The sequence below is a fragment of the Streptosporangium sp. NPDC000095 genome (assembly GCF_042899335.1).
Classification (GTDB): Bacteria; Actinomycetota; Actinomycetes; order Streptosporangiales; family Streptosporangiaceae; genus Streptosporangium.
On sequence record NZ_JBIAZS010000006.1, the window covers coordinates 338,024 to 356,885 of the forward strand.

Genomic DNA, 18,862 nt, shown 5'->3' on the forward strand with positions numbered 1-18,862 from the left:
TTGGCATAACCCGGGCACCTCTGTGATCCTTGCGCCTATCGTGTTTTCGTTTGGCGACCGACTCTCCCCGACACCGATCCTAAGGAGACTGGCATGAGCCAGAACTTGCTCGGCGGCAATCCCGCGGAAATGCAGCAGATGGCCACCCAGTTCACCCAGCAGGCCGACCAGGTGAGGGCCACCGTGGCCGCCCTCGACCGGGAGGCCGCGAAGGTCGGCACCGCCTGGACGGGGCCCGGTGCCCAGCGTTTCAGCGAGGCCTGGCAGAACTACCGCGCCGCTTTCCAGCGCATGTCCGAGGAGCTGTCCGAGGCTTCTCGGGTCATCAACACCTACCGCGGCAATATCGAGTCCGCCACGCGCTAGAAAACGGTCCGCCGAAATGCCCCGTCCCACAAGGGACGGGGCATTTCCGCACTGGACGCATCGGCAGCGGAGAGTGCGCCGACACGAGGGCCTCTCGTGCGATGACGAACCGTCGTACGACGGCGGCCTCTCATGTGACGGCGGCCTGGATGGGGGTGACCGAGCCCAGGGTCACGAGCAGGCCGCGGCCGGGAGGGCCGCCGACCGCGCCGCGGGGCAGGCGGACGGTGAACAGGTCGCCGTCGGCGGGACTCTGGACCGCGAGCAGCAGGCCCGTCCTACCCTTGCGGGCCTCGGCCGCGAACCCCCGGTAGGCGGTGGTCAGATCGCCGGTGGTGCCGCCGACGAGCAGGCCGTGCTCGCCGTCCCTGCCGCTGCGCAGCACCTGTTCCAGCGCGGTACCCAGGGGGGAGTCGGGGGAGATCAGCTCGGCGTCGTCGACGATCACGACGTAGCGGTCCTGCCCCGCGACGGCCTCGTGCAGGTCGCCGTTCGAGTCCAGCACGGCCAGCACGCCGGGGGTGTCCACCAGCGTGCACAGGGGGCTGCGCCGAGGGGTGACGAGGACCGCGGGGGTGCCGTGGGAGAGCAGCGAGTGGGTGGCGGTCAGCAGGGCCGTCGACCTGCCCGACCTGGGCGGACCGGCGACGACCGCCGCCGGGCCGTGCGCGAGCAGGTCGACGCCGAGCGGTGCCAGCGAGTCGCCTCCCGCGCCGAGCAGCGCCCACAGCGGTGAGGGGGGCCGGAAGGAGGGCACGAGGTCCAGGACCTGCGCGGCGGTGACGCGCATCGGCAGCGCGTCCACCCGCATCGGCGGCTCCGCGGTGATCTTCGGCGCCGAGCGGGCCAGTGCCTGGAGCGTGGCGACCTGCGCCGGTCCCGAGGGGTCGTCGCACAGCAGCGCGATCTGGCTCTCGATCGTGCCGTGCTCGCCGGTGGACAGCGCGCGGCCCGGCGCGAGGGTGGCCGGCAGGTCCTTGATGGACAGCCCGGCCAGGCCGTAGTCGGTGGGGTCGGCCAGCCGCAGGATCAGCCGGTCGTCGAAGACCGTGGAGATCTGCCCGATCAGCGCCGACCTGTCGCCGGTCACCACGGCCCGCAGTCCCACCGCGGGGCCTTCGCGCAGCAGCTGCATCAGCGACTCGATCAGCCGCCCGTAGTCGTACGCCTCGAACGCGGCGACGAACCCCTCCCACCGGTCGAGCATCAGGACCAGCCACGGCAGCCGCGGCCCGTCCTCGGCGGCGCGCAGCTCGGCGAGCGAGGCGTACCCGGCCTCGGCGAGGAGCTGCTGGCGCCGTCCCACCTCCGCGCGGAGCCTGGCCAGCAGCCGCTCCACCCGGTCGAGCTGGTCGCGGGTCACCACCGCCCCGCAGTGCGGCATCGCCACCAGGGGCAGCAGTGATCCCGAGCCGCAGTCGATCGCGTGCAGGTGGACGTCGTCGGGGGAGGCTCCGGCGGCGATCGCCCCGGCCAGCGTGCGCAGCGCGGTGGAGCGACCGCTGCGCGAGGCGCCCGCGACGAGCAGGTGCCCCCCGTGGGCGAGGTCGAGCGCGAGCGCGCGCCGGTCCTGTGCCCAGGGCAGGTCGGTGATCCCGAAGGCGAGCGGCGGCACCTCCTCGACCCCCGCGCGGTACGGCAGGGCGCGGGGCGCCTCATCGGGAAGCACGGGCGTCGCGGGAAGGACGGGGACGGTCACGAGGTCGGGGAGCGGTTCGAGCCAGGGACTCGGCTGCTCGGCGACCCCCTCCAGGCGGGCCGCCTCGACCAGGGCGTCGACGAGCAGGGAGAGGTCGGTGACGTGGCCGCTCTCGGCCCCGGCGTGGACCGGCCTGGGCCGTCCCAGGGCCTGCCAGCCGACCTCCGTCACCCGTACCCTCACCTCGCCTCCGGAGGCGCCGGGACTCCGGCCGCCGATCCGCGCGGTCTGCACGGACGTCGCCGCTCCCGCGCCCGACTTCACGTAGCAGCGGCCGGGCGCGGACTTGGGGATGTACGAGGCGTCGGGGCGGTCGATGACGTCGGCCGACTCCGACGCCTCGGTGACCCGCAGGGCGATCCGCAGGGAGGTGTTGGCCTGGATGTCGGCGGTCACCACACCGCCGGGCCGCTGGGTGGCGAGGATGAGGTGGATGCCCAGCGAGCGTCCCCGCCTGGCGATGTCGACCAGCCCGGTCATGAAGTCGGGCAGCTCGCTCACCATGGCCGCGAACTCGTCGATGACCAGCACCAGCCGGGGCAGCGGCGGCGGGGGCTCCAAGGACGCAGAGGTCGCCGAGGCCGCTGTGCGCCCGCGCAGCGCCCTGACCTGGGGGCCGCCTCCGGCGACGAGCAGGTCGCGGGAGGCGCGGGCGGTGCGGGTGTCGCGCAGCTCGTGGTAGTCCTCGATGTCCTTCGCCCCCGCGGCGAGCAGCAGGCGCTCGCGGCGGCGGATCTCCGCGGCGAGCGAGGCGAGGGCCCGCTGGGTGAGGTGGCCGTCTAGGTCGCTCACCATGCCGACGGTGTGCGGCAGCCGCACGCACTCCTTGAACGCGGCGCCGCCCTTGTAGTCGATGAGCACGAACGTCATCTCGTCCGGCCGGTTCGCCACCGCGAGCGAGGAGATCAGGGTCTGCAGCAGTTCCGACTTGCCCGCGCCCGTGGTTCCCGCGATGAGCGCGTGCGGCCCGTCCCTGCGCAGGTCGACGGAGAACGGCCCCTCGGGGCCCACGCCCACCACGGCCTCGGTGGCCCGTCCCCAGCGCCCGGTCAGGGCCGCGCCGGAGAGCGAGGGCAGCTCCAGCAGGTCCAGCAGCCGCGCGGAGTCCGGCAGGGCGAGTCCGGCGTCGTCGCGGCTGACGTCGCGGATCGGCGCCATCGAGCGGGCCAGCCTGTCGCACCAGGCGGACGTCACCTGGTCGGCGAGGATCTCGCCGAGGTCGTCCAGGCCGCCGCCGCGCAGCCGCACCGTGCCGTCGGCCTCCACGGCGGCGACGGTGGCGCACTCCTCGGGCAGCAGCCGCTGGTCGCCGTCGACGGCCAGGGTGTGGACGCCCGCCCTGGGCCCCTGGCGCAGCACCTGGGGCATGCCGGGCAGGGCGCGCAGCGCCTGCGCGCCGTCGAGCACGACCAGCACGTCGTAGGGGCGCTCGTCGTAGACGGGGGCGGCGTACAACTGGTCGGCGCCGGTGCCCGCGCCGCCGCCCAGGTCGCCCCAGCCGGCCGGGATGCGGCCCAGCTTGGCCGCGGGACCCGCGGCGGCGTCGTCGCCGAGGCGCTCGTCGATCAGCGCGGCTAGCTCGCTCACCCGGCGGGCCGCGCTCTCCGGGTCGGCGCCGACCAGGGCCACGCAGTCCTCGCCGCCGCGCGGGGCGCAGTGCGGCAGCCAGCGGACCCAGTTCCAGCGTTCCTCGCCGTCGCCGTGCGCGGACAGGACGACGATCGCCAGGTCACGCGGGCTGTGCAGGGCGGCGGCCTGGCCGACCAGCCAGCGCGCCACCCCCGCCGTCGTGTTCCTCGGCCCGGTGAGGCCGGCGACGCCCAGGCGGCGCATGGCCAGCGCCACCGGTACCGCCTGGCAGGTGGGCGGGGCGGGCAGCGGGGCGTCGGCCGGTGCGGAGCGCTCGGGGGTGAACTCCAGGTCGGCGGGGAGGTCGGCGAGGCCGACCCGCAACCGCAGCGCGTCGGGGTCGTGGTCGCGCCGCTCCCAGAGCCGCCGCCGGGGGCCGGTCACGGTGAGCAGCACCTCGGCGGGGTCGGGCGCGGCGGCGCGGCGGGCGGTCTCGTCGTCGGCGCGCGCCCGGTCCACGGCCGCCTCGAAGACCTCCAGCCGCTGCTTGTACTCCTTGAGCTGCTGGCGGTACTGCTTGCGGCCGTGCCGCCTGTCGCTCCACCACTGGCCGATCATGATCAGTGGTGTCATGAACGCGAACAGCAGGAAGTACGGCGATTTGAGGGCGATGGCGAGGCCCACGCCCAGCGCGGCGGGCAGGAACGCGGTGAGCAGCTGCAGCCGCATCGTCTCCGCCCGCCTGGGCTCGGCCGGGACCTCGAAGCGCCGCGCGCCGCCCGGTGGCCGGAACCTGGGCGGCCGATTGTAGGCGAGCCCGCCGTCGGGTTGCGCGTCCAGGTGGGCGTCGGGCGGCTCCACCGCCTTGAGGGTGAGCACGGTGCCGCCGCAGCTCAGCAGGGCGTGTTCCGGCCAGGGCAGCGGGCCTTCCAGGGGGTCGCGGCCCAGCAGGGGCGCCGTGCCCTCCCCGGGTTCCACGGTGATGGCGTCCGGGGTGAGCCGTACCACCGCGGCCCGCGCGGGCAGCCGGGGGTCGGCCACGGAGACCGAGCAGGCGGGGTCGGAGCCGATGGTGTGCACGCCCAGGCTGAGGCGGTGCACGGAGCCCGCGGCGGGTCCGCCGACCACCCGGATCTCCACGATCCCGCCGGGTTCCTCGGCGAGGGTGGCCGTCGCGAGGGAGCGGTCGAGGGTGACGAGGTCGCCGTCGCGGAGCAGGCCGAGCGCGGGGGCGGCGGGGTCGAGGGGGCGGCCGTCCATCCACAGCGTCGGGGGCTCGGCCCCGGCGGAGTCGCGATCCAGCCCGTACGGGGCCTTGCTGCGCGTCAGCCGCACCACGTTGCTCGGTCGCTCGCCGCCCTGGCCCGCCAGGGACTCCGCGAGTCGTGCCACCGTGGTCGTCTCGTCGCCCTCGACCACGACATCGCGGTCGGCGTGCTCGCTGAGCACGGTGAGCATGATTCGCATCGCCGCTCTCCTCGGGTCGGGCCGCGGGTCCACCGTACAGAGGGAAAACCATCCCGGTGGGAGTGTTCGCGGCAATGTCGTGACTCACCGCCGGTATGTGGAAAACGGTAAAGCCTGTGGATAACTGCCTGGGGATGATGGCCGGTTATACCGTCTCAAGTGGGCATTTGTCGCCGCAGAGGCTTCGGGGCGGTGACCTGCTCGTGATGCGGGGCTGTGGAAAACCTGTTCGGAGAACCGGGGGGAAGTCGCGCGCTCCGCTCCGGATCCGGAAACCGGCGGCATCCCCTTGCGGGGCGGGCATGCCGGACACGGGAATGAGGGGTGAAAAAGCTGGGGTGATTGGTGCGAGAGTTAATTACCGTCCATATCACCCGGATAAGCCTCCCGTCAGCTAGCCAAACGGACATCTTCTTCTGAAGTGGCGTTGACAGCGGTGTTCCTATCAAACGAGCATGGGTCCTGGCTTTTGTCCTACAGCCCGTCCGCATGGTGCGCATAATGGCGTAAATTCGACCAGTAGTTCCCCATATTTTGATCACTCTGGGAGTCCCCCTAACCCATGAGGACCAGTGAGAAGCCAACGGGCCGCGTCCCGGTGAACGCCGAGCGTCAGACCTCGGCGGGCGCCCTGTCGGGTCCGGCGTCGCGCAAGCTCCCCGTGCCCCCACGCGAGCGCAAACCCGCCCTCGCCGCCCTCGCCGTCCTCCTCATCCTGGGCGGCGCCCTCGCCACCACGCTGCTCGTCCTGCGCAGCGGCGACCGCGTCTCGGCGATCGCCGTCTCCCAGCAGATCGGCGCCGGACAGCCCTTCACCGAGGCGATGCTCAAGGAGGTCCAGATCGCCGACACCGGCATCGGCTACGTGGCCTGGTCCCAGCGCGCCCGCGTCACCGAGAACTTCGCCCGCGTCACCCTCCTGCCCGGCACGCTCCTCACCCGCGACATGGTGGTCTCCTCCAGCAGGGAGCTCGGCCCGGGCAAGGCCCAGGTCGGCCTCGCGCTCAAACCCGGCCAGACACCGGGCACCCTGGAGCGCGGCGACCGGGTCCAGGTCGTCCACGTGCCGAGCAAGGGCGGCGGCGCCGACCGGGAGAGCCGGGTGCTGGCGCAGAGCGCCCTCGTCCACCAGATCGGCACGCCGGGCAGGACGGGGGCGAACGGCCTGGTCACCATCATCGTGGACAGCTCCGTCTCGCCGCAGATCGTCGCGTACGCCTCCGCGGGTGAGATCGCCCTCGCCGAGCTGCCGGGAGCGCGCTGACGTGGCGCTCATCGTGCTGGCCGCCGACAAGGGCGCGCCCGGCGTGACCACGGCGGCCACCGCGCTCGGCGCGATCTGGCCGCGCCCGGTGCTGCTCGCCGAGTGCGACCCGGCGGGCGGCGACCTCGCCTACCGCCTGCCCGCCGCCGACGGCGGCGTGCTCAACCCCGCGCGCGGACTGCTCACCCTGGGGGCCACGGCCCGCAGGGGCCTGCACCCCGACCAGATCCACGAGCACACCCAGAAGATCGTCGGTGGTCTGGACGTGCTGGCCGGGCTCACCCACGGCGAGCAGGCGTCCGGGCTGACCTGGCTCTGGGGTCCGCTCGGCCGGGCGCTGGCCACACTGCCCGACGCCGACGTGCTCGCCGACTGCGGGCGTCTCGGCGGACACCCGCAGCTCGCCGAGCTGACCGCTGAGGCCGCGCTGGTGGTGCTGTTCACCAGGGCGAGCCTCGACCACGTCGCCCACCTGCGCGAACGCCTGCAGATCATGCCGCGCGAGCCCCAGGTGGGCGTGGTGGTGATCGCCGACCCCCGCCAGTACCGCACGACCATCGACGAGGTGCGCCGGATCGTCGCGGGCACCGGCAGGCACATCGCCTTCGTGAGCGGGCTCGCGCACGACCCCAAGGGCGCCGAGCTGTTGCGCGGCCAGTGGGGCGGACGTCTGGACCGCTCCCTGCTGATCCGCACCGCCAGGGAGCTGGGCGGCCGTCTCGACGCTCAGCTCCGCGCCCAGGAGTCGGCGGAGTCGGCCTTCCGCGCACGGGAGCAGGCCGCACGCTCGCCGGTCAAGCCCGCCGAGCCCGCCGAGCCGTCGAGCGGAGCGAGGCCGTGACCATCGACCACACGCTGGTGAAGCGTTTCCGGCAGGACGTCGGCGACAGGCTCGCCCACCAGCGCCGCCTCGACCAGGCGAGTGGCCTGCCACCGATGAGCGGCGAGGACGAGCGCCAGTTCGCCCGCGCGCTGATCGCCCAGATCCTCGAGGAGTTCGCCCGCGGCGAGATCGGCGTCGGCAGGACGCCGCCCACCGCCGAGGAGGAGGAGGCGCTGGCCGCGGGGATCCACGCGGCCCTGTTCGGCGTCGGCCGCCTCCAGCCGCTGCTCGACGACCCCGAGGTCGAGAACATCGACATCAACGGCTGCGACCGGGTGTTCGTCGGCTACGCCGACGGCCAGGAGCTCATGCGCGAGCCGGTGGCCGAATCCGACGAGGAGCTGGTCGAGCTGATCCAGATCCTCGCCGCATACAGCGGTCTGTCCAGCAGGCCGTTCGACACCGCCAACCCCCAGCTCGACCTGCGCCTGCCCGACGGCTCCCGGCTCTCGGCCGTGATGGACGTGACGGTGCGCCCGTCCATCTCCATCCGCCGATCCCGGCTGGGCAAGGTGTTCCTCAGCGACCTCGTGGGAAACGGCACCCTCACCCCCGAGCTGGGACGGTTCCTCGCGGCCGCGGTGGCGGCGAGGAAGAACATCATGATCTCCGGTTCGACGAACGCGGGGAAGACGACCCTGTTGCGCGCGCTCGCCAACGAGATCCCGCCGTCCGAGCGCCTCATCACCGTCGAACGCGCGCTGGAACTCGGCCTCGACCAGTTTCCCGAGCTGCACCCCAACGTGGTCGCCTTCGAGCAAAGGCTCCCCAACTCCGAGGGCCAGGGCGAGATCAGCATGGCGGAGCTGGTCCGCCGCTCCCTGCGCATGAACCCGTCCAGGGTGATCGTCGGTGAGGTCCTCGGCGACGAGATCGTCACCATGCTCAACGCGATGACCCAGGGCAACGACGGCTCGCTGTCGACCATCCACGCCAACTCCTCGATGGAGGTCTTCAACCGCATCGCCACCTACGCCCTCCAGGCCTCGGAGCGCCTGCCGATCGAGGCCACCCACATGCTCATCGCCGGGGCGATCGACTTCGTGGTGTTCATCGAGAAGCGCAACGACTACGCGGTGGGCGGCAGGCTGCGCCGCTTCGTGTCGAGCGTGCGCGAGGTGGCCGGGGTGGACGGGCGGGTGCTCTCCTCCGAGGTGTTCGCGACGGCGCCCGACGGCCGGGTGATACCGCACGCTCCCCTGTCGTGCCTGGAGGAGCTCGCCCACTTCGGCTACGACCCGGGAGGCTGGACATGACCTCCCTGCCTCCGGGCCTGTTCGACCCGCTGGTGCTGCTCTCCGGCCTCGCGCTCGGCGCCGGGCTCTTCCTGCTCTTCCTCTCCCTGTACGGGGTGCCCGTCCGGCCGGCCACCCCCGGCAGGTCGGCGGGCAGGCGCGAGTTCCTGCGCGCGCTGTCCACCCGGTCGGCGGTGGGGGTCATCGCCGGGGTGCTCGTGCTCGTGGTGACCGGGTGGCCGGTCATGGCGGTGGGGGCCGTGCTCCTCGCGCTGGCCTGGCGCGGCCTGTCCGGCGGCGCCGCGGAGGAACGGACCGCGATGCGGCGGCTGGAGGCCCTGGCCGCCTGGACCGAGTCGCTCCGCGACACCATCGCCGGGGCGTCCGGACTGGAACAGGCGATCCCGTCCTCGATCCGGGCGGCCGCCCCCACCCTGCGCCCGCACCTGCGGTCCATGGTCGACCGCCTGCATACCAGGATGGCGCTGCCCGACGCGCTCAGGCTCTTCGCCGACGAGCTCGACGACCCCTCGGCCGACCTGGTCGTGGCCGCCCTCATCCTCAACTCCAAGCTGCGCGGCCCCGGCCTGCGCGACGTGCTCGGCGCGCTGGCCGTGTCGGCCCGCGAGGAGCTCGACATGCGCCGCCGGGTCGAGGCCGAGCGCCGCTCCACCCGTCGCAGCGTGCAGATCGTGGTCGGTACGGCCCTCGCCTTCGCCGTCATGCTCGTCGTGTTCAACCCCTCCTACGTCGAGGAGTACGACAACACGCTCGGCCAGGCGGTGCTCGTGGTGGTCGCGGGATTCTTCGGCGCCGGGTTCGCCTGGATGCGCCGCCTGGCCCGCTTCGACAAGCCCGCACGCCTGCTCGGCCTGCCCTCCGGAGGCGAGGTGCGCGATGACTGAGGCGCTGCTCGCGGGATCGGTGCTCGGGATGGGCCTGTTCCTGCTGCTGCGGGCGCTGTTTCCGGCCCGTCCCGGGCTGGTGACGCGCCTGATGGCGCTCGATGCCGCCAGGGAGGGCACCGACGCGCCCCGCGCGCGGCTCATCCTGCCCGACGAGGAGGTGAGCGCGTTCCGGCGCGGCCTGGGGGAGCGGATGGCCCGCTTCTACGCCGCGCGGGGCTGGGAGGCCCGCTCGGCGAGAGCCGACCTCGCGCTGCTCGGCAGGTCGTTCGAGGGCTTCCTCGCCACCAAGGTGCTGCTCGCGGTCTCCGGGCTGCTCGCGTTCCCGCTGCTGGCGGGCTGGCTGGTGCTGATGGGGTGGGGTCTGTCCCTCACCGTCCCGCTGTGGGCGGCGCTCTTGGTCGCCGGAGTCTTCTTCGTCCTGCCCGACCTGCAGGTCAAGCGGGACGCCGCGCGGATGCGCCGCGACTTCCGGCACGTCGTCGGTTCCTTCCTCGACCTCGTCGCGATGAACCTGGCGGGCGGGCGAGGGGTACCCGAGGCGTTGATGATGGCGGTCTCGGTGGGCAGCCCCGGCCCCGACGAGGACGGGGCCAACTGGGCGATGTCCCGCATCCGCGAGGCACTCGGCAACGCCAGGATCGTCGGCATCACCCCCTGGCAGGCCCTCGGCCAGCTCGGTGACGAGATCAACGTGGACGAGCTGCGCGACCTGTCCGCCGCCCTCGGGCTGGTCGCCGACGACGGCGCCAAGGTCCGCGCCTCCCTCACCGCCCGCGCCGCGACCATGCGGCGCCGGGAGCTCGCCGAGATCGAGGGGCAGGCGGGCGAGCGTTCCCAGTCGATGCTCGTCGCCCAGCTCCTGCTCTGCGCGGGTTTTGTGATCTTTCTGAGTTTTCCGGCCGCTATGAAGATGTTGGGGTCCTGACCATGCTGAGCCATCCGTGGATCGTCTACGCGGTCGCCGTTCTGAGCGTCCGGATCGAGAAGGCGCGCAGCGCCCCCACCCGGGGCGCCTCCGCCGTCGAATGGGTCATCATCACGGCCATCATCGCCGGGGTGGCGCTCGGACTCGCGACCCTCATCAAGGGCCTCGTCGAGGGCAAGCAGGCCGAGATCTCCAACCAGTTCGGCGGCGGGGGCGGCGGGGGCGGGGGCGGCGAACTTGGAGACCCGTGAGCGCGCGCGACGCCGCACCCGAGGAGCCCGAGGAGCCCGAGGAGACCGGGATGCCCGGGACAGGGACGGCGAGCGCGACCGGGAGGGCAGCGCGCGCCCCGGCGCCGGGGACCGTGCCGGCGAGCGCGGCGCCACGGTCGTCGAACTGGCGATCATCATGCCGGTGGTGCTGGTCGTCGTCCTGCTCATCGTGCAGTCCGCGCTGTGGTTCCACGGACGCCAGATCGCCGACGCCGCGGCGAGGGAGGGAGCGCGGCTCGCCAGGGTCGACTCCGAGTCCTGGCAGCAGGACGCCGAGTCCCGCGCCCAGGAGCTGATCCGCACCATCGGCCCGAAACTCCTCGAAGGCGCCACGGTCACCGCCTGGGAGGAGGGCGACCAGCGGGGTGTCGAGGTGAGTGCCTCGGCGGTCCAGGTCGTCCCGCTGCTGCCGTCCACCACGTTCACCGTCACCGCGCGCTTCGGCGGTCCCATCGAGTGCTTCCGTCCCGACGACGGGAGCGAAGGATGCGAGTGATCCCCTTGACGTCCGGCGGGGACAGGAACGAGCGCGGGTCGCTCAGCACCGAGACGGTGCTGCTCGCCCCGGTCTTCCTGCTGTTCCTGCTCTTCCTGGTGGGTGCGGGAAGGGTGGTCGAGGCCCAGGGCGAGGTCAACGGCGCCGCCAGGGACGCCGCCAGGGCCGCCTCCGTCGAGCGCACCCTGGCCGACGCCGAGGCCGCCGCGGACGAGGCGGCCCGCGGAGCACTGTCGGGCGAGTGCGAGCCGCAGGTCAGCCTGTCCGGTACGACCTGGGAGGAGGGCGGCCAGGTCCACGCCGAGGTGACCTGCTCCCTGGACCTGGACTTCCTGGGCTTCGGGGCGGCCAAGGACATCAAGGGCGACTCGGTGGTCCCGCTGGAGCAGTTCAGGAGGGTCGAGGAGTGAACCCCGCACACCCGTCTCCTCCCGCCGCGCCCGGCGAGCGGGGGTCGATGTCGATCTTCACGGTGATCTTCTCGGTGGTGGTGTTCCTGCTGGCCGGGCTGCTCGTCGACGGCGGGGCCGCCATCAACGCCCGGCTGCGGGCGGCCGACGTCGCCGAACAGGCCGCCAGGGCCGCCGCTGACCAGATCGACGTCGAGCACCTGCGCTCCACCGGCCAGGCCCGGCTGCTGGGGGAGGGGGAGTCCTGCGGGCAGGCCGAGGAGATCGTCTCCGCTCACGGCGGCGGCGACGTACAGCTCACGGAATGCACCCTCGGCGGCGGCCAGGGTGAGGTCACCGTGAGCGTCTCCGTCACCTGGAAGGCGTTCTTCCTGGCCGCCTTCGGCTTCCCCGGTTCGGAGATGGAGGCCGAGGCCACGGCCGGACCGGACGTCGGGGAAGAGCAGTTGCCGTGAATCGCCGGCCCACCGGTTGACCGAGGACGAATCAGAACGGGGAGGGAGACGAATGCCCACACGACAGCCCGTGCGCATCAAGGCCAGGCGCACACCGGGAGACCTGCTGGCCGGCCTCGGCGCGCTCGTCGTCCTGGTCGCGCTCATCGCGGGGGTCCCCTACGCCCTGCTCCGGCTGGCCGGGCCGCCGCTCCCGCCCGAGCTGCTCAACCTCGACCTGCTGACCAGCCAGGTGGGTACGAGCACGATCGTCGCGATCCTCGTGCTGCTGGTCTGGCTCGCCTGGCTGCAGCTGGTGGTCTGTGTGCTGGTCGAGATCTACGCGGGGCTGCGCCGGGTCGGCATGCCGGCCAGGGTGCCGCTGTCGGGCGGCACGCAGATGTTCGCCAACCGGCTGGTCTCGGCGGCCATGCTGCTGTTCACCGTCTCGGCGGTGGCCCTGCCGATCGCGAAGATGACCAGCCTGCCGCCCACCGCTCCCGGCATCGTCTCCACCGGCCTGTCGTCGCCGTCCGCTCCGGCCGCCGACGAGCGGGCCGAGCTGGCGCCCGCACGCAAGGCGAAGAAGGTCTACGTGGTGCAGCCGCCGCACGGGCGCCACCACGAGAGCCTGTGGGAGATCGCGGAGAAGTGCCTCGGCGACGGGCGCAGGTATCCGGAGATCTACCGGCTCAACCAGCACAAGGAACAGCCCGACGGCAGCCGCCTGCACATGGCCGACCTGATCAGGCCCGGCTGGGTCCTGGACATGCCGGACGACGCGCGCAACATCCACATCGTCCCGGCCTCCCAGCCGCGTGACGACACCCTCAAGGACCATCCGGACAAGCCGACGGAGCTGGACGGCCGTACCCAGACCATCACCCCCGGCCGCGCCGACCTTCCCGCGGAGCCCGCGCCCGAGGTCTCCGACCCCCGAGAAAGGGCCGGGGACAGGATCGGGGCCGAAGGGAGGCGGGAGGTCGGCCCGGCGCAGGAACGCGGGGACGGCGCTCGTGACAGTGCTCGTGACAGCGCTCGTGACAGCGCCCGTGACAGCGCCCGTGACAGCGCCCGTGACAGTGCCCGCACCGTGCCCGATACGGCGGCCGACAGCGGGCGGCAGGACCCCGGGCAGGTGGAGCGGCGAGACCCGGCGGCGGTGGCCGAACCCCCTGACATCGGGCAGAACGCCGGGCAGGAGACCGCCCTGGGGATGCTCGACTACCTGGCGGGGGCCTCGCTGGCGGCGGCGGGACTGCTCGCCGCGCTCGGACGCAGGCGCAGGCAGCAGCTCTGGCACCGCGCGTTCGGGCGCCGGATCACCCGGCCCAGGGACGACGCCGCCCAGGCCGAACTCGCGCTCAGGCTCGGTGCCGACGCCCCCGGCAGCCGGATGCTCGACGTAGGACTCCGGCTCCTCGGCAGGTCCCTCGCCGCCCAGAACCGCGTCCCGCCCACGATCTACGCCGCCCACCTGTCGCCGCAGACTCTCGACCTGTGGATCCACCCGCCGGACTCCGACGCGCCCGCGCCCTGGACCTCCCACGACGGCGGCCAGGTCTGGCGGCTTCCCGCGCACGAGGGCCGGATGATCGACGAGCGGACGCTCGCCGACGCGCCCGCCCCCTACCCGGGACTGGTCTCGATCGGCTCCAACGGCGAGGGCGGTGAGGGCAGGGTGCTCGTCGACCTGGAGGCCGCACACGGGCCGATCGGCATCAACGGCCCGCGGACCACCGAGGCCCTGGCCGCGCTCGCCGTGGAGCTGGCCACCAACCGCTGGTCGGACCGGATGCGCCTCACGCTGGTCGGCTTCGGCGAGGAGCTGACCGTGATCGCCTCCGATCGGATCAGATACGTGGGCGCCCTGGCGGAGGTCCTGCCCGAGCTGGAGGCGGGGGCCGGTAAGCGCGATCACGCCGGTGAGGTGCTCACCGGCCGGATCCACGGGCGCGCCGGCGACCCGGTCGCCACGCCGCACTACCTGCTGTCCGCGATCGCCCCGACCCCCGAGGAGGGCCGCCGCCTCGCCCTGCTCGCGAGGAAGGGCGTACGGACCGCGGCCGGGTACGTGATCGCGGGTGACGTGCCGCACGCCACCTGGAACTGGACGATCACCGAGGGGGGCCGCGCCGAGATCGACGCGCTCGGCTTCGACGTGGCCGCGCAGCTGCTGCCCCGGCGCCAGTACCGGGCGCTGATCGACCTGTTCCTCGCGACCGAGCGGCTGGAGGGCGAGCCGCTTTCCGACGAGCCGGAGCCCGTACCGCACACTCCCTCGGTCGAGGTGCGCATCCTCGGTCCGGCCGAGGTCGTCGGCCCCCCGCCGATGGAGGAGGGACGGGCCGTGATCGCCGTCGAGCTCGCCGTCTACCTGGCGACGCACCCCGGTGGCGTCCACCCCGTCGTGCTCGGCGGCATCCTCTGGCCGAGGGGCGTGCAGTCGGTGGTGCGGGACGCCACGATCGCGAGGGTCGTCGCCTGGCTGGGCACCGACAGCCAGGGGCGGCCCAACCTCTACGCCGACGAGTCAGGGCGGCTCAAGCTCGGTCCCGAGGTGCGCACCGACTGGATGCTCTTCCGCGACCTCGTCCGCCGGTCGCACGCCGGCCCCGCCGGGCGTCCCGAGCTCCTTGACCGGGCACTCGGCCTGGTACGGGGCCCGCTGCTGAACGGCCGTCCCCGTGGTCGCTACGCCTGGCTCGCCGCCGACGACCTGGAGTACAACGTGACCGCGGGCGTCGCGGACGCCGCGCATCGGCTCTGCGAGGCGCGCCTGGCCCGAGGCGAGACCGACGAGGCCGTCGCGGCGGTGCGTGCCGGGCTGCTGCTGGCCGCGGACGACGAGGGGCTCTGGCGTGACCTGCTGCGGGCCACCCACCTCACCGCCGACCCCGTCCGCCTGCGCGCCGTGGTCGACGCCCTGCACCGCAGGGCCGAGTCCCATCCCTACGGCGGCGGGATGGCTCCCGAGACCGAGGCCCTCATCGACGAGCTGCTGCCCTCGTGGCGGATGCGCTCGGCCCCGACCGCATGACGGGCCGGGCGGACCCGGCCCGTGCGCCGGACGTCACGCGGTGGCGGGCGGGTGCCGCGCCCGGCGACCTTCGGGCGGGAGGTGTGACGGGTCGTCGTGAGGGGGGCCGCGAGGAGGACGAGGAGAGAGTCATGCCGAATCGCGCATATCAGTGGTTTCGGTGGTCGGGCGCTCCTAGCGTGATCGGTGTGCGTGTCGCGATCGCGCTGGTCGTACTCCTGTCGACGGCCTGCGCCCCGTCGGAGGCCGAGCGGTTCACTCCCGTCGACCTTCCCGCCGAGACCTCCGCGCCGGGCTCCGCCGCGACGGCGCCGACGGCGCCGAGGGTGGAGACGGTCCAGGTCTCCGCCGACGTCCAGGTGGTGGTGGAGTGGCCGGTCACGACCGACGAGGACACCATCGCGATGATCAACACTTTCCGCGACTACCGTGCCGGGTCCTTCCGTTCGGTCGTCACCGGAGGTGAGGACACCGCGTACTACGAGACGGTCCAGGAGGGGGCGAGCATGGACGCGTACGCGTGGGTGAAGGCGTTCCTGGACCAGCGCCGTTCGGTGCGCGGGGTCTCCCGGCTGTACGCGCTGAACGTCGTCTCGGTCACCGGCAGGGGAGCCGAGTTGAACGCGTGCGTGGACGAGACCGGGATGCGACTGCTGGACGCGGAGACCGGGAAGGCGGTCCGCAAGCAGCCCGACTGGGCCAGGCGCCCCTTCCTCCAGGTCGCCGGCCTCCGGCGGGGTGACGACGGGGTCTGGCGGATCAAGCTGCTCCAGCACGCCAAACCTTTCAGTGACGCCTCGAAGGGATGTCATCGATGATCATGAATATGGTGGTCGCGGGGCTGCTGCTGCTCGGTCCGAATCCCGGTGGCGGCGGTGGTGGCTCCGATGTTCAGGTCCGAGGCAACCAGGACGGGAACACGGCGGGGGTCAGTCTCAAGAACTCCCAGATCATCATCAGCGGGAACGGCCGCGGGGGAAAAAGCGACGGCTACCGGCTCAAGCGGCCATGCTGGTACGAACCCGCCCAGAACGCCTCAGAGATGCTGGACTTCCAGCAGCGGACCACCCGGGTGGACCCGGGCGCGCCGCAGACCCGGCAGGAGGCACTCAAGCCTTTCGTGGAGAAGCTCGGCGAGGAGGGGCGCTGGTGGACGGTCGCCCACGACTCGTCCGATCCCAACGGGGTGAGCTGCCAGATGGGGCTGGACACCTACGTGTTCGTACCGCCCAACACGACCCCGCCCGCGGGGATCACCATGGCCGAACTGGTCGACATCGCCCGCGCCGCGCTCACCGTCCCCGAGCCGAAGATCGAGCTCAACCCGGACGCCAAGAGCTACGTCAACCTGCCGACCTGGGTCTGGCTGAGCGGTGTCGGCGAGACCACCAGGTCCGTGACCGCGACGCTGCCCGGGATCATGAGCGCCACCGTGACCGCCACCCTGCAGGACATCCAGATCGACGCGGGTACCACCGCGGACCGGGCGGAGGTCAAGGAGGAGTGCGGTCCGGGCGGCAAGCCGTACCAGCAGGGCGCCGAATTCACCTGCGGCGTCCGCTATCTGCGTTCCTCGATCGACCAGCCGCGTGACGTCTACGTGCTGGAGGTCACCTCGGTCTGGCCCATCGAGGTCGAGGACGACGTGGTGCCCTTCGTCTACGACCCGATCGAGGTGGGGGTGACCCGCGACGTCCCGGTGGGCGAGGTGCAGAGCACGGTGAGAAAGGCCGGTTGACCGTCCGGGGCGATCACCGGGTCCCGGGAGGACCGTCGCTCGTCCCGGGACCCGGCGCGGGGTGCGTCGAGGAGGACCGGTCACGGACCGGTGGTCGGCCGGTGAGACGCGGAGCACGGCGGGGATAGCCGGGTCAGCGGCCCTCCTCGTGGGTTCTGAGCCGTTCGGCGGCCGGTGCCCCCTCGTGGGTGAGCAGCCACTGCTTCACCGGGGTGCCGTAGTAGTAGCCGCCGTACCCGCCGGTGGACGGCAGGATGCGGTGGCAGGGGACGAACGGCGCGATCAGGTTCCGCGCGCACGCGGACCCCGCGGCCCTGGCCGCGGTCCTGGGCAGCCCCGCCCGCTCGGCGAGCTCGGCGTAGCTGATCGTGACGCCCGCGGGCACCTGGCGCAGGGCGGCGAGCAGCCGCTGCCGGGTGGGCGTGCCCGGCTGTTCCACCGGAACCGCGTCGAGGGCGGCGAGGTCGCCGTCCAGATAGTCGCGTACCGCCCGCGCCGGCCCGCCCAGGTCGTCGCTGAGAACGAGTCCTTCTGCGCGTACCTCGGGGGAGAGCCGCGCGAACATCTCCTCGGGTCCCGCCGCGGTGAAGCCCGCCGCCAGCAGCACACCCTCGCGGGCGAGCATGGCGAGCGGACCTGCCGGGGTGTCGAGAACCTGTGCCTCTATCATTCCGAGCTCCAAAGGTGCAGCGCGGCGTACGCCCGCCAGGGACGCCACCGCTCGATGTGATCTTCAGGGATGCCGAGGCAGGCCATGGCCCGCCGCAGGCCGAGGTCTCCGCCAGGCCAGGCGTCCGGGTCGCGCAGTGCCCGCAGCGCGATGTAACCGCAGGTCCACGGCCCGATGCCGGGAACCTCCAGCAGGGCGGCCACCGCTCGCGCGGGCTCCTGCGCGCCGTCCAGGTCGATCTCGCCGCTCGCCACCCGCGCGGCGAGCGCCTTCAGCGTCGCCACCCGCCGCCCGGTCAGGCCCAGCCCGGCGAGATCGGCCTCGGCGAGCTCCTCCGCGGTCGGGAACAGGTGGGGCAGGCCCTGGTCGCCGTCTGCGCGCCCGGCCCTGGCCGCGACGCGGCCCAGGATGGTACGGGCACCGGCGACGGAGATCTGCTGGCCGACCACGGCGCGGACGGCCATCTCGAAACCGTCCCAGGCCCCGGGCACGCGCAGCCCGGGGCGGGCGGCGACGAGCGGAGCCAGCGAGGTCTCGCCGAGGGCGGAGGAGATCGCCTCGGGGTCCGCGTCGAGGTCGAGGAGGCGGCGGCAGCGGGCGACGATCCTGGCCAGGTGGCGGGTGTCGTCGACGCTCACCTCCAGCCGTACGTGGCCCGGCACGGGGGTGAGGGTGATCGTTCCGCCGGGGACGGCCCGGCGGTAGGAGGTGCCGTCCCCGTGCTCCAGCCCCGGGATCGCCCTCGCCGCCAGGAACCGCATCAGGGTCTCGGCGTCGTAGGGCTCCCTGCGGTGCAACCGCAGGGTGAGCGCGTCGCCGCGTATCTCCGGCCTCGCCCCGGTCGTCGCCCGCAGCTCGCCGGGGGTGAAGCCGTAGGTGTCCTTCATGGTCGCGTTGAACTGCCGTACGCTGCCGAAACCCGAGGCGAACGCCACGTCGACGATCGGCAGCCCGGTCTCGGTGAGCAGCTGCTTGGCCAGCAGCAGGCGCTTGGTCCTGGCCACGGCGAGCGGGCCCACGCCGATCTCCGCGGTGAACAGCCGGTGCAGGTGCCGTCCGGTGATGTGCAGCCGCCCGGCCAGCCGGGTCATCCCGCCGTCGTCCGCCACCCCCTCGTCGATCAGCCGGAGCGCCCGGCCGACCAGGTCGCCCCGGTGGTCCCAGCCGGGATCGCCGGGGCTCAGCTCGGGCCGGCACCGCTTGCACGGCCGGAACCCGGCCGCCTCGGCCGAGGCCGCGTGGCGGTAGAACCGCACGTTGCGGGTGGAGGGGGTGCGTGCCGGGCAGATCGGCCGGCAGTAGATGTTGGTGGAGGTGACCGCCGTGTAGAACCGCCCGTCGAACCGGGCGTCCCTCGCGGCCACCGCGCGGTAACAGGAGTCGAAGTCGAGTTCTCTCACGGGCACGGTGACGACGCTACCCGCGGCTCAGGGGAGACGGCTGGCGGGAATCGGACCTGGCCGTGGCGGCCCGTCGCGCCGGGGCC

16 protein-coding genes are annotated in these 18,862 nt (G+C 73.1%); 13 read left to right on the forward strand and 3 right to left on the reverse strand.

Annotation, left to right across the window (positions count from 1 at the left end; genetic code table 11):
• The first annotated feature begins 93 nt into the window (after positions 1-93).
• Positions 94-366: a WXG100 family type VII secretion target gene (locus ACFY3V_RS16805; RefSeq protein WP_350946392.1), complete on the forward strand. Its 273-nt coding sequence runs from the start codon at positions 94-96 to the stop codon at positions 364-366.
• A gap of 130 nt (positions 367-496) precedes the next feature.
• On the opposite strand, the gene ACFY3V_RS16810 is transcribed toward ACFY3V_RS16805, so the two are convergent.
• Positions 497-5,101, reverse strand: coding sequence for an FtsK/SpoIIIE domain-containing protein (locus ACFY3V_RS16810; protein ID WP_389774110.1), 4,605 nt, complete (start codon positions 5,099-5,101; stop codon positions 497-499).
• Between the two features lie 562 nt (positions 5,102-5,663).
• Between ACFY3V_RS16810 and ACFY3V_RS16815 the strand changes: the two genes are divergently transcribed.
• From ACFY3V_RS16815 to ACFY3V_RS16870, 12 genes are all read left to right on the forward strand, one after another.
• Positions 5,664-6,365 carry a hypothetical protein gene (locus tag ACFY3V_RS16815; RefSeq protein WP_362502529.1) on the forward strand — a complete coding sequence of 234 codons (702 nt, stop codon included), beginning with the start codon at positions 5,664-5,666 and terminating at the stop codon, positions 6,363-6,365.
• 1 nt (position 6,366) lies between these two features.
• Positions 6,367-7,206, forward strand: coding sequence for a hypothetical protein (locus tag ACFY3V_RS16820; RefSeq protein WP_389774113.1), 840 nt, complete (start codon positions 6,367-6,369; stop codon positions 7,204-7,206).
• Entirely contained in the window at positions 7,203-8,504 is a 1,302-nt protein-coding gene (locus ACFY3V_RS16825) for an ATPase, T2SS/T4P/T4SS family (protein WP_362896293.1), read from the forward strand. Before ACFY3V_RS16820 ends, ACFY3V_RS16825 begins: the two co-directional genes overlap by 4 nt.
• Positions 8,501-9,388, forward strand: a complete 888-nt coding sequence (locus ACFY3V_RS16830) for a type II secretion system F family protein (RefSeq protein WP_350946397.1) — start codon at positions 8,501-8,503, stop codon at positions 9,386-9,388. The genes ACFY3V_RS16825 and ACFY3V_RS16830 overlap by 4 nt, the downstream gene beginning before the upstream one ends.
• Positions 9,381-10,316: a type II secretion system protein gene (locus tag ACFY3V_RS16835; RefSeq protein ID WP_362896295.1), complete on the forward strand. Its 936-nt coding sequence runs from the start codon at positions 9,381-9,383 to the stop codon at positions 10,314-10,316. Before ACFY3V_RS16830 ends, ACFY3V_RS16835 begins: the two co-directional genes overlap by 8 nt.
• A 2-nt stretch (positions 10,317-10,318) precedes the next feature.
• Positions 10,319-10,567, forward strand: coding sequence for a hypothetical protein (locus ACFY3V_RS16840; protein ID WP_350946399.1), 249 nt, complete (start codon positions 10,319-10,321; stop codon positions 10,565-10,567).
• Positions 10,554-11,084, forward strand: a complete 531-nt coding sequence (locus ACFY3V_RS16845) for a TadE family protein (protein ID WP_362896297.1) — start codon at positions 10,554-10,556, stop codon at positions 11,082-11,084. The genes ACFY3V_RS16840 and ACFY3V_RS16845 overlap by 14 nt, the downstream gene beginning before the upstream one ends.
• Entirely contained in the window at positions 11,081-11,494 is a 414-nt protein-coding gene (locus ACFY3V_RS16850) for a TadE/TadG family type IV pilus assembly protein (RefSeq protein WP_350946401.1), read from the forward strand. Before ACFY3V_RS16845 ends, ACFY3V_RS16850 begins: the two co-directional genes overlap by 4 nt.
• A complete protein-coding gene (locus tag ACFY3V_RS16855; protein ID WP_350946402.1) occupies positions 11,491-11,949 on the forward strand; it encodes a flp pilus-assembly TadE/G-like family protein in 459 nt (152 codons plus the stop codon). Before ACFY3V_RS16850 ends, ACFY3V_RS16855 begins: the two co-directional genes overlap by 4 nt.
• 52 nt (positions 11,950-12,001) lie before the next feature.
• Entirely contained in the window at positions 12,002-14,968 is a 2,967-nt protein-coding gene (locus ACFY3V_RS16860) for a BTAD domain-containing putative transcriptional regulator (protein ID WP_389774121.1), read from the forward strand.
• A gap of 188 nt (positions 14,969-15,156) precedes the next feature.
• Positions 15,157-15,786 carry a hypothetical protein gene (locus ACFY3V_RS16865; protein WP_350946404.1) on the forward strand — a complete coding sequence of 210 codons (630 nt, stop codon included), beginning with the start codon at positions 15,157-15,159 and terminating at the stop codon, positions 15,784-15,786.
• Positions 15,783-16,706 carry a hypothetical protein gene (locus ACFY3V_RS16870; protein ID WP_389774124.1) on the forward strand — a complete coding sequence of 308 codons (924 nt, stop codon included), beginning with the start codon at positions 15,783-15,785 and terminating at the stop codon, positions 16,704-16,706. The genes ACFY3V_RS16865 and ACFY3V_RS16870 overlap by 4 nt, the downstream gene beginning before the upstream one ends.
• Before the next feature lie 133 nt (positions 16,707-16,839).
• On the opposite strand, the gene ACFY3V_RS16875 is transcribed toward ACFY3V_RS16870, so the two are convergent.
• Together ACFY3V_RS16875 and ACFY3V_RS16880 are read right to left on the reverse strand one after the other, a co-directional pair.
• Positions 16,840-17,376, reverse strand: a complete 537-nt coding sequence (locus ACFY3V_RS16875) for a methylated-DNA--[protein]-cysteine S-methyltransferase (protein ID WP_362896303.1) — start codon at positions 17,374-17,376, stop codon at positions 16,840-16,842.
• The gene (locus tag ACFY3V_RS16880; protein ID WP_389774127.1) at positions 17,373-18,782 is read right to left on the reverse strand and encodes an AlkA N-terminal domain-containing protein; all 1,410 of its coding nucleotides are present in this window, start codon (positions 18,780-18,782) and stop codon (positions 17,373-17,375) included. The genes ACFY3V_RS16875 and ACFY3V_RS16880 overlap by 4 nt, the downstream gene beginning before the upstream one ends.
• Between the last annotated feature and the right edge of the window lie 80 nt (positions 18,783-18,862).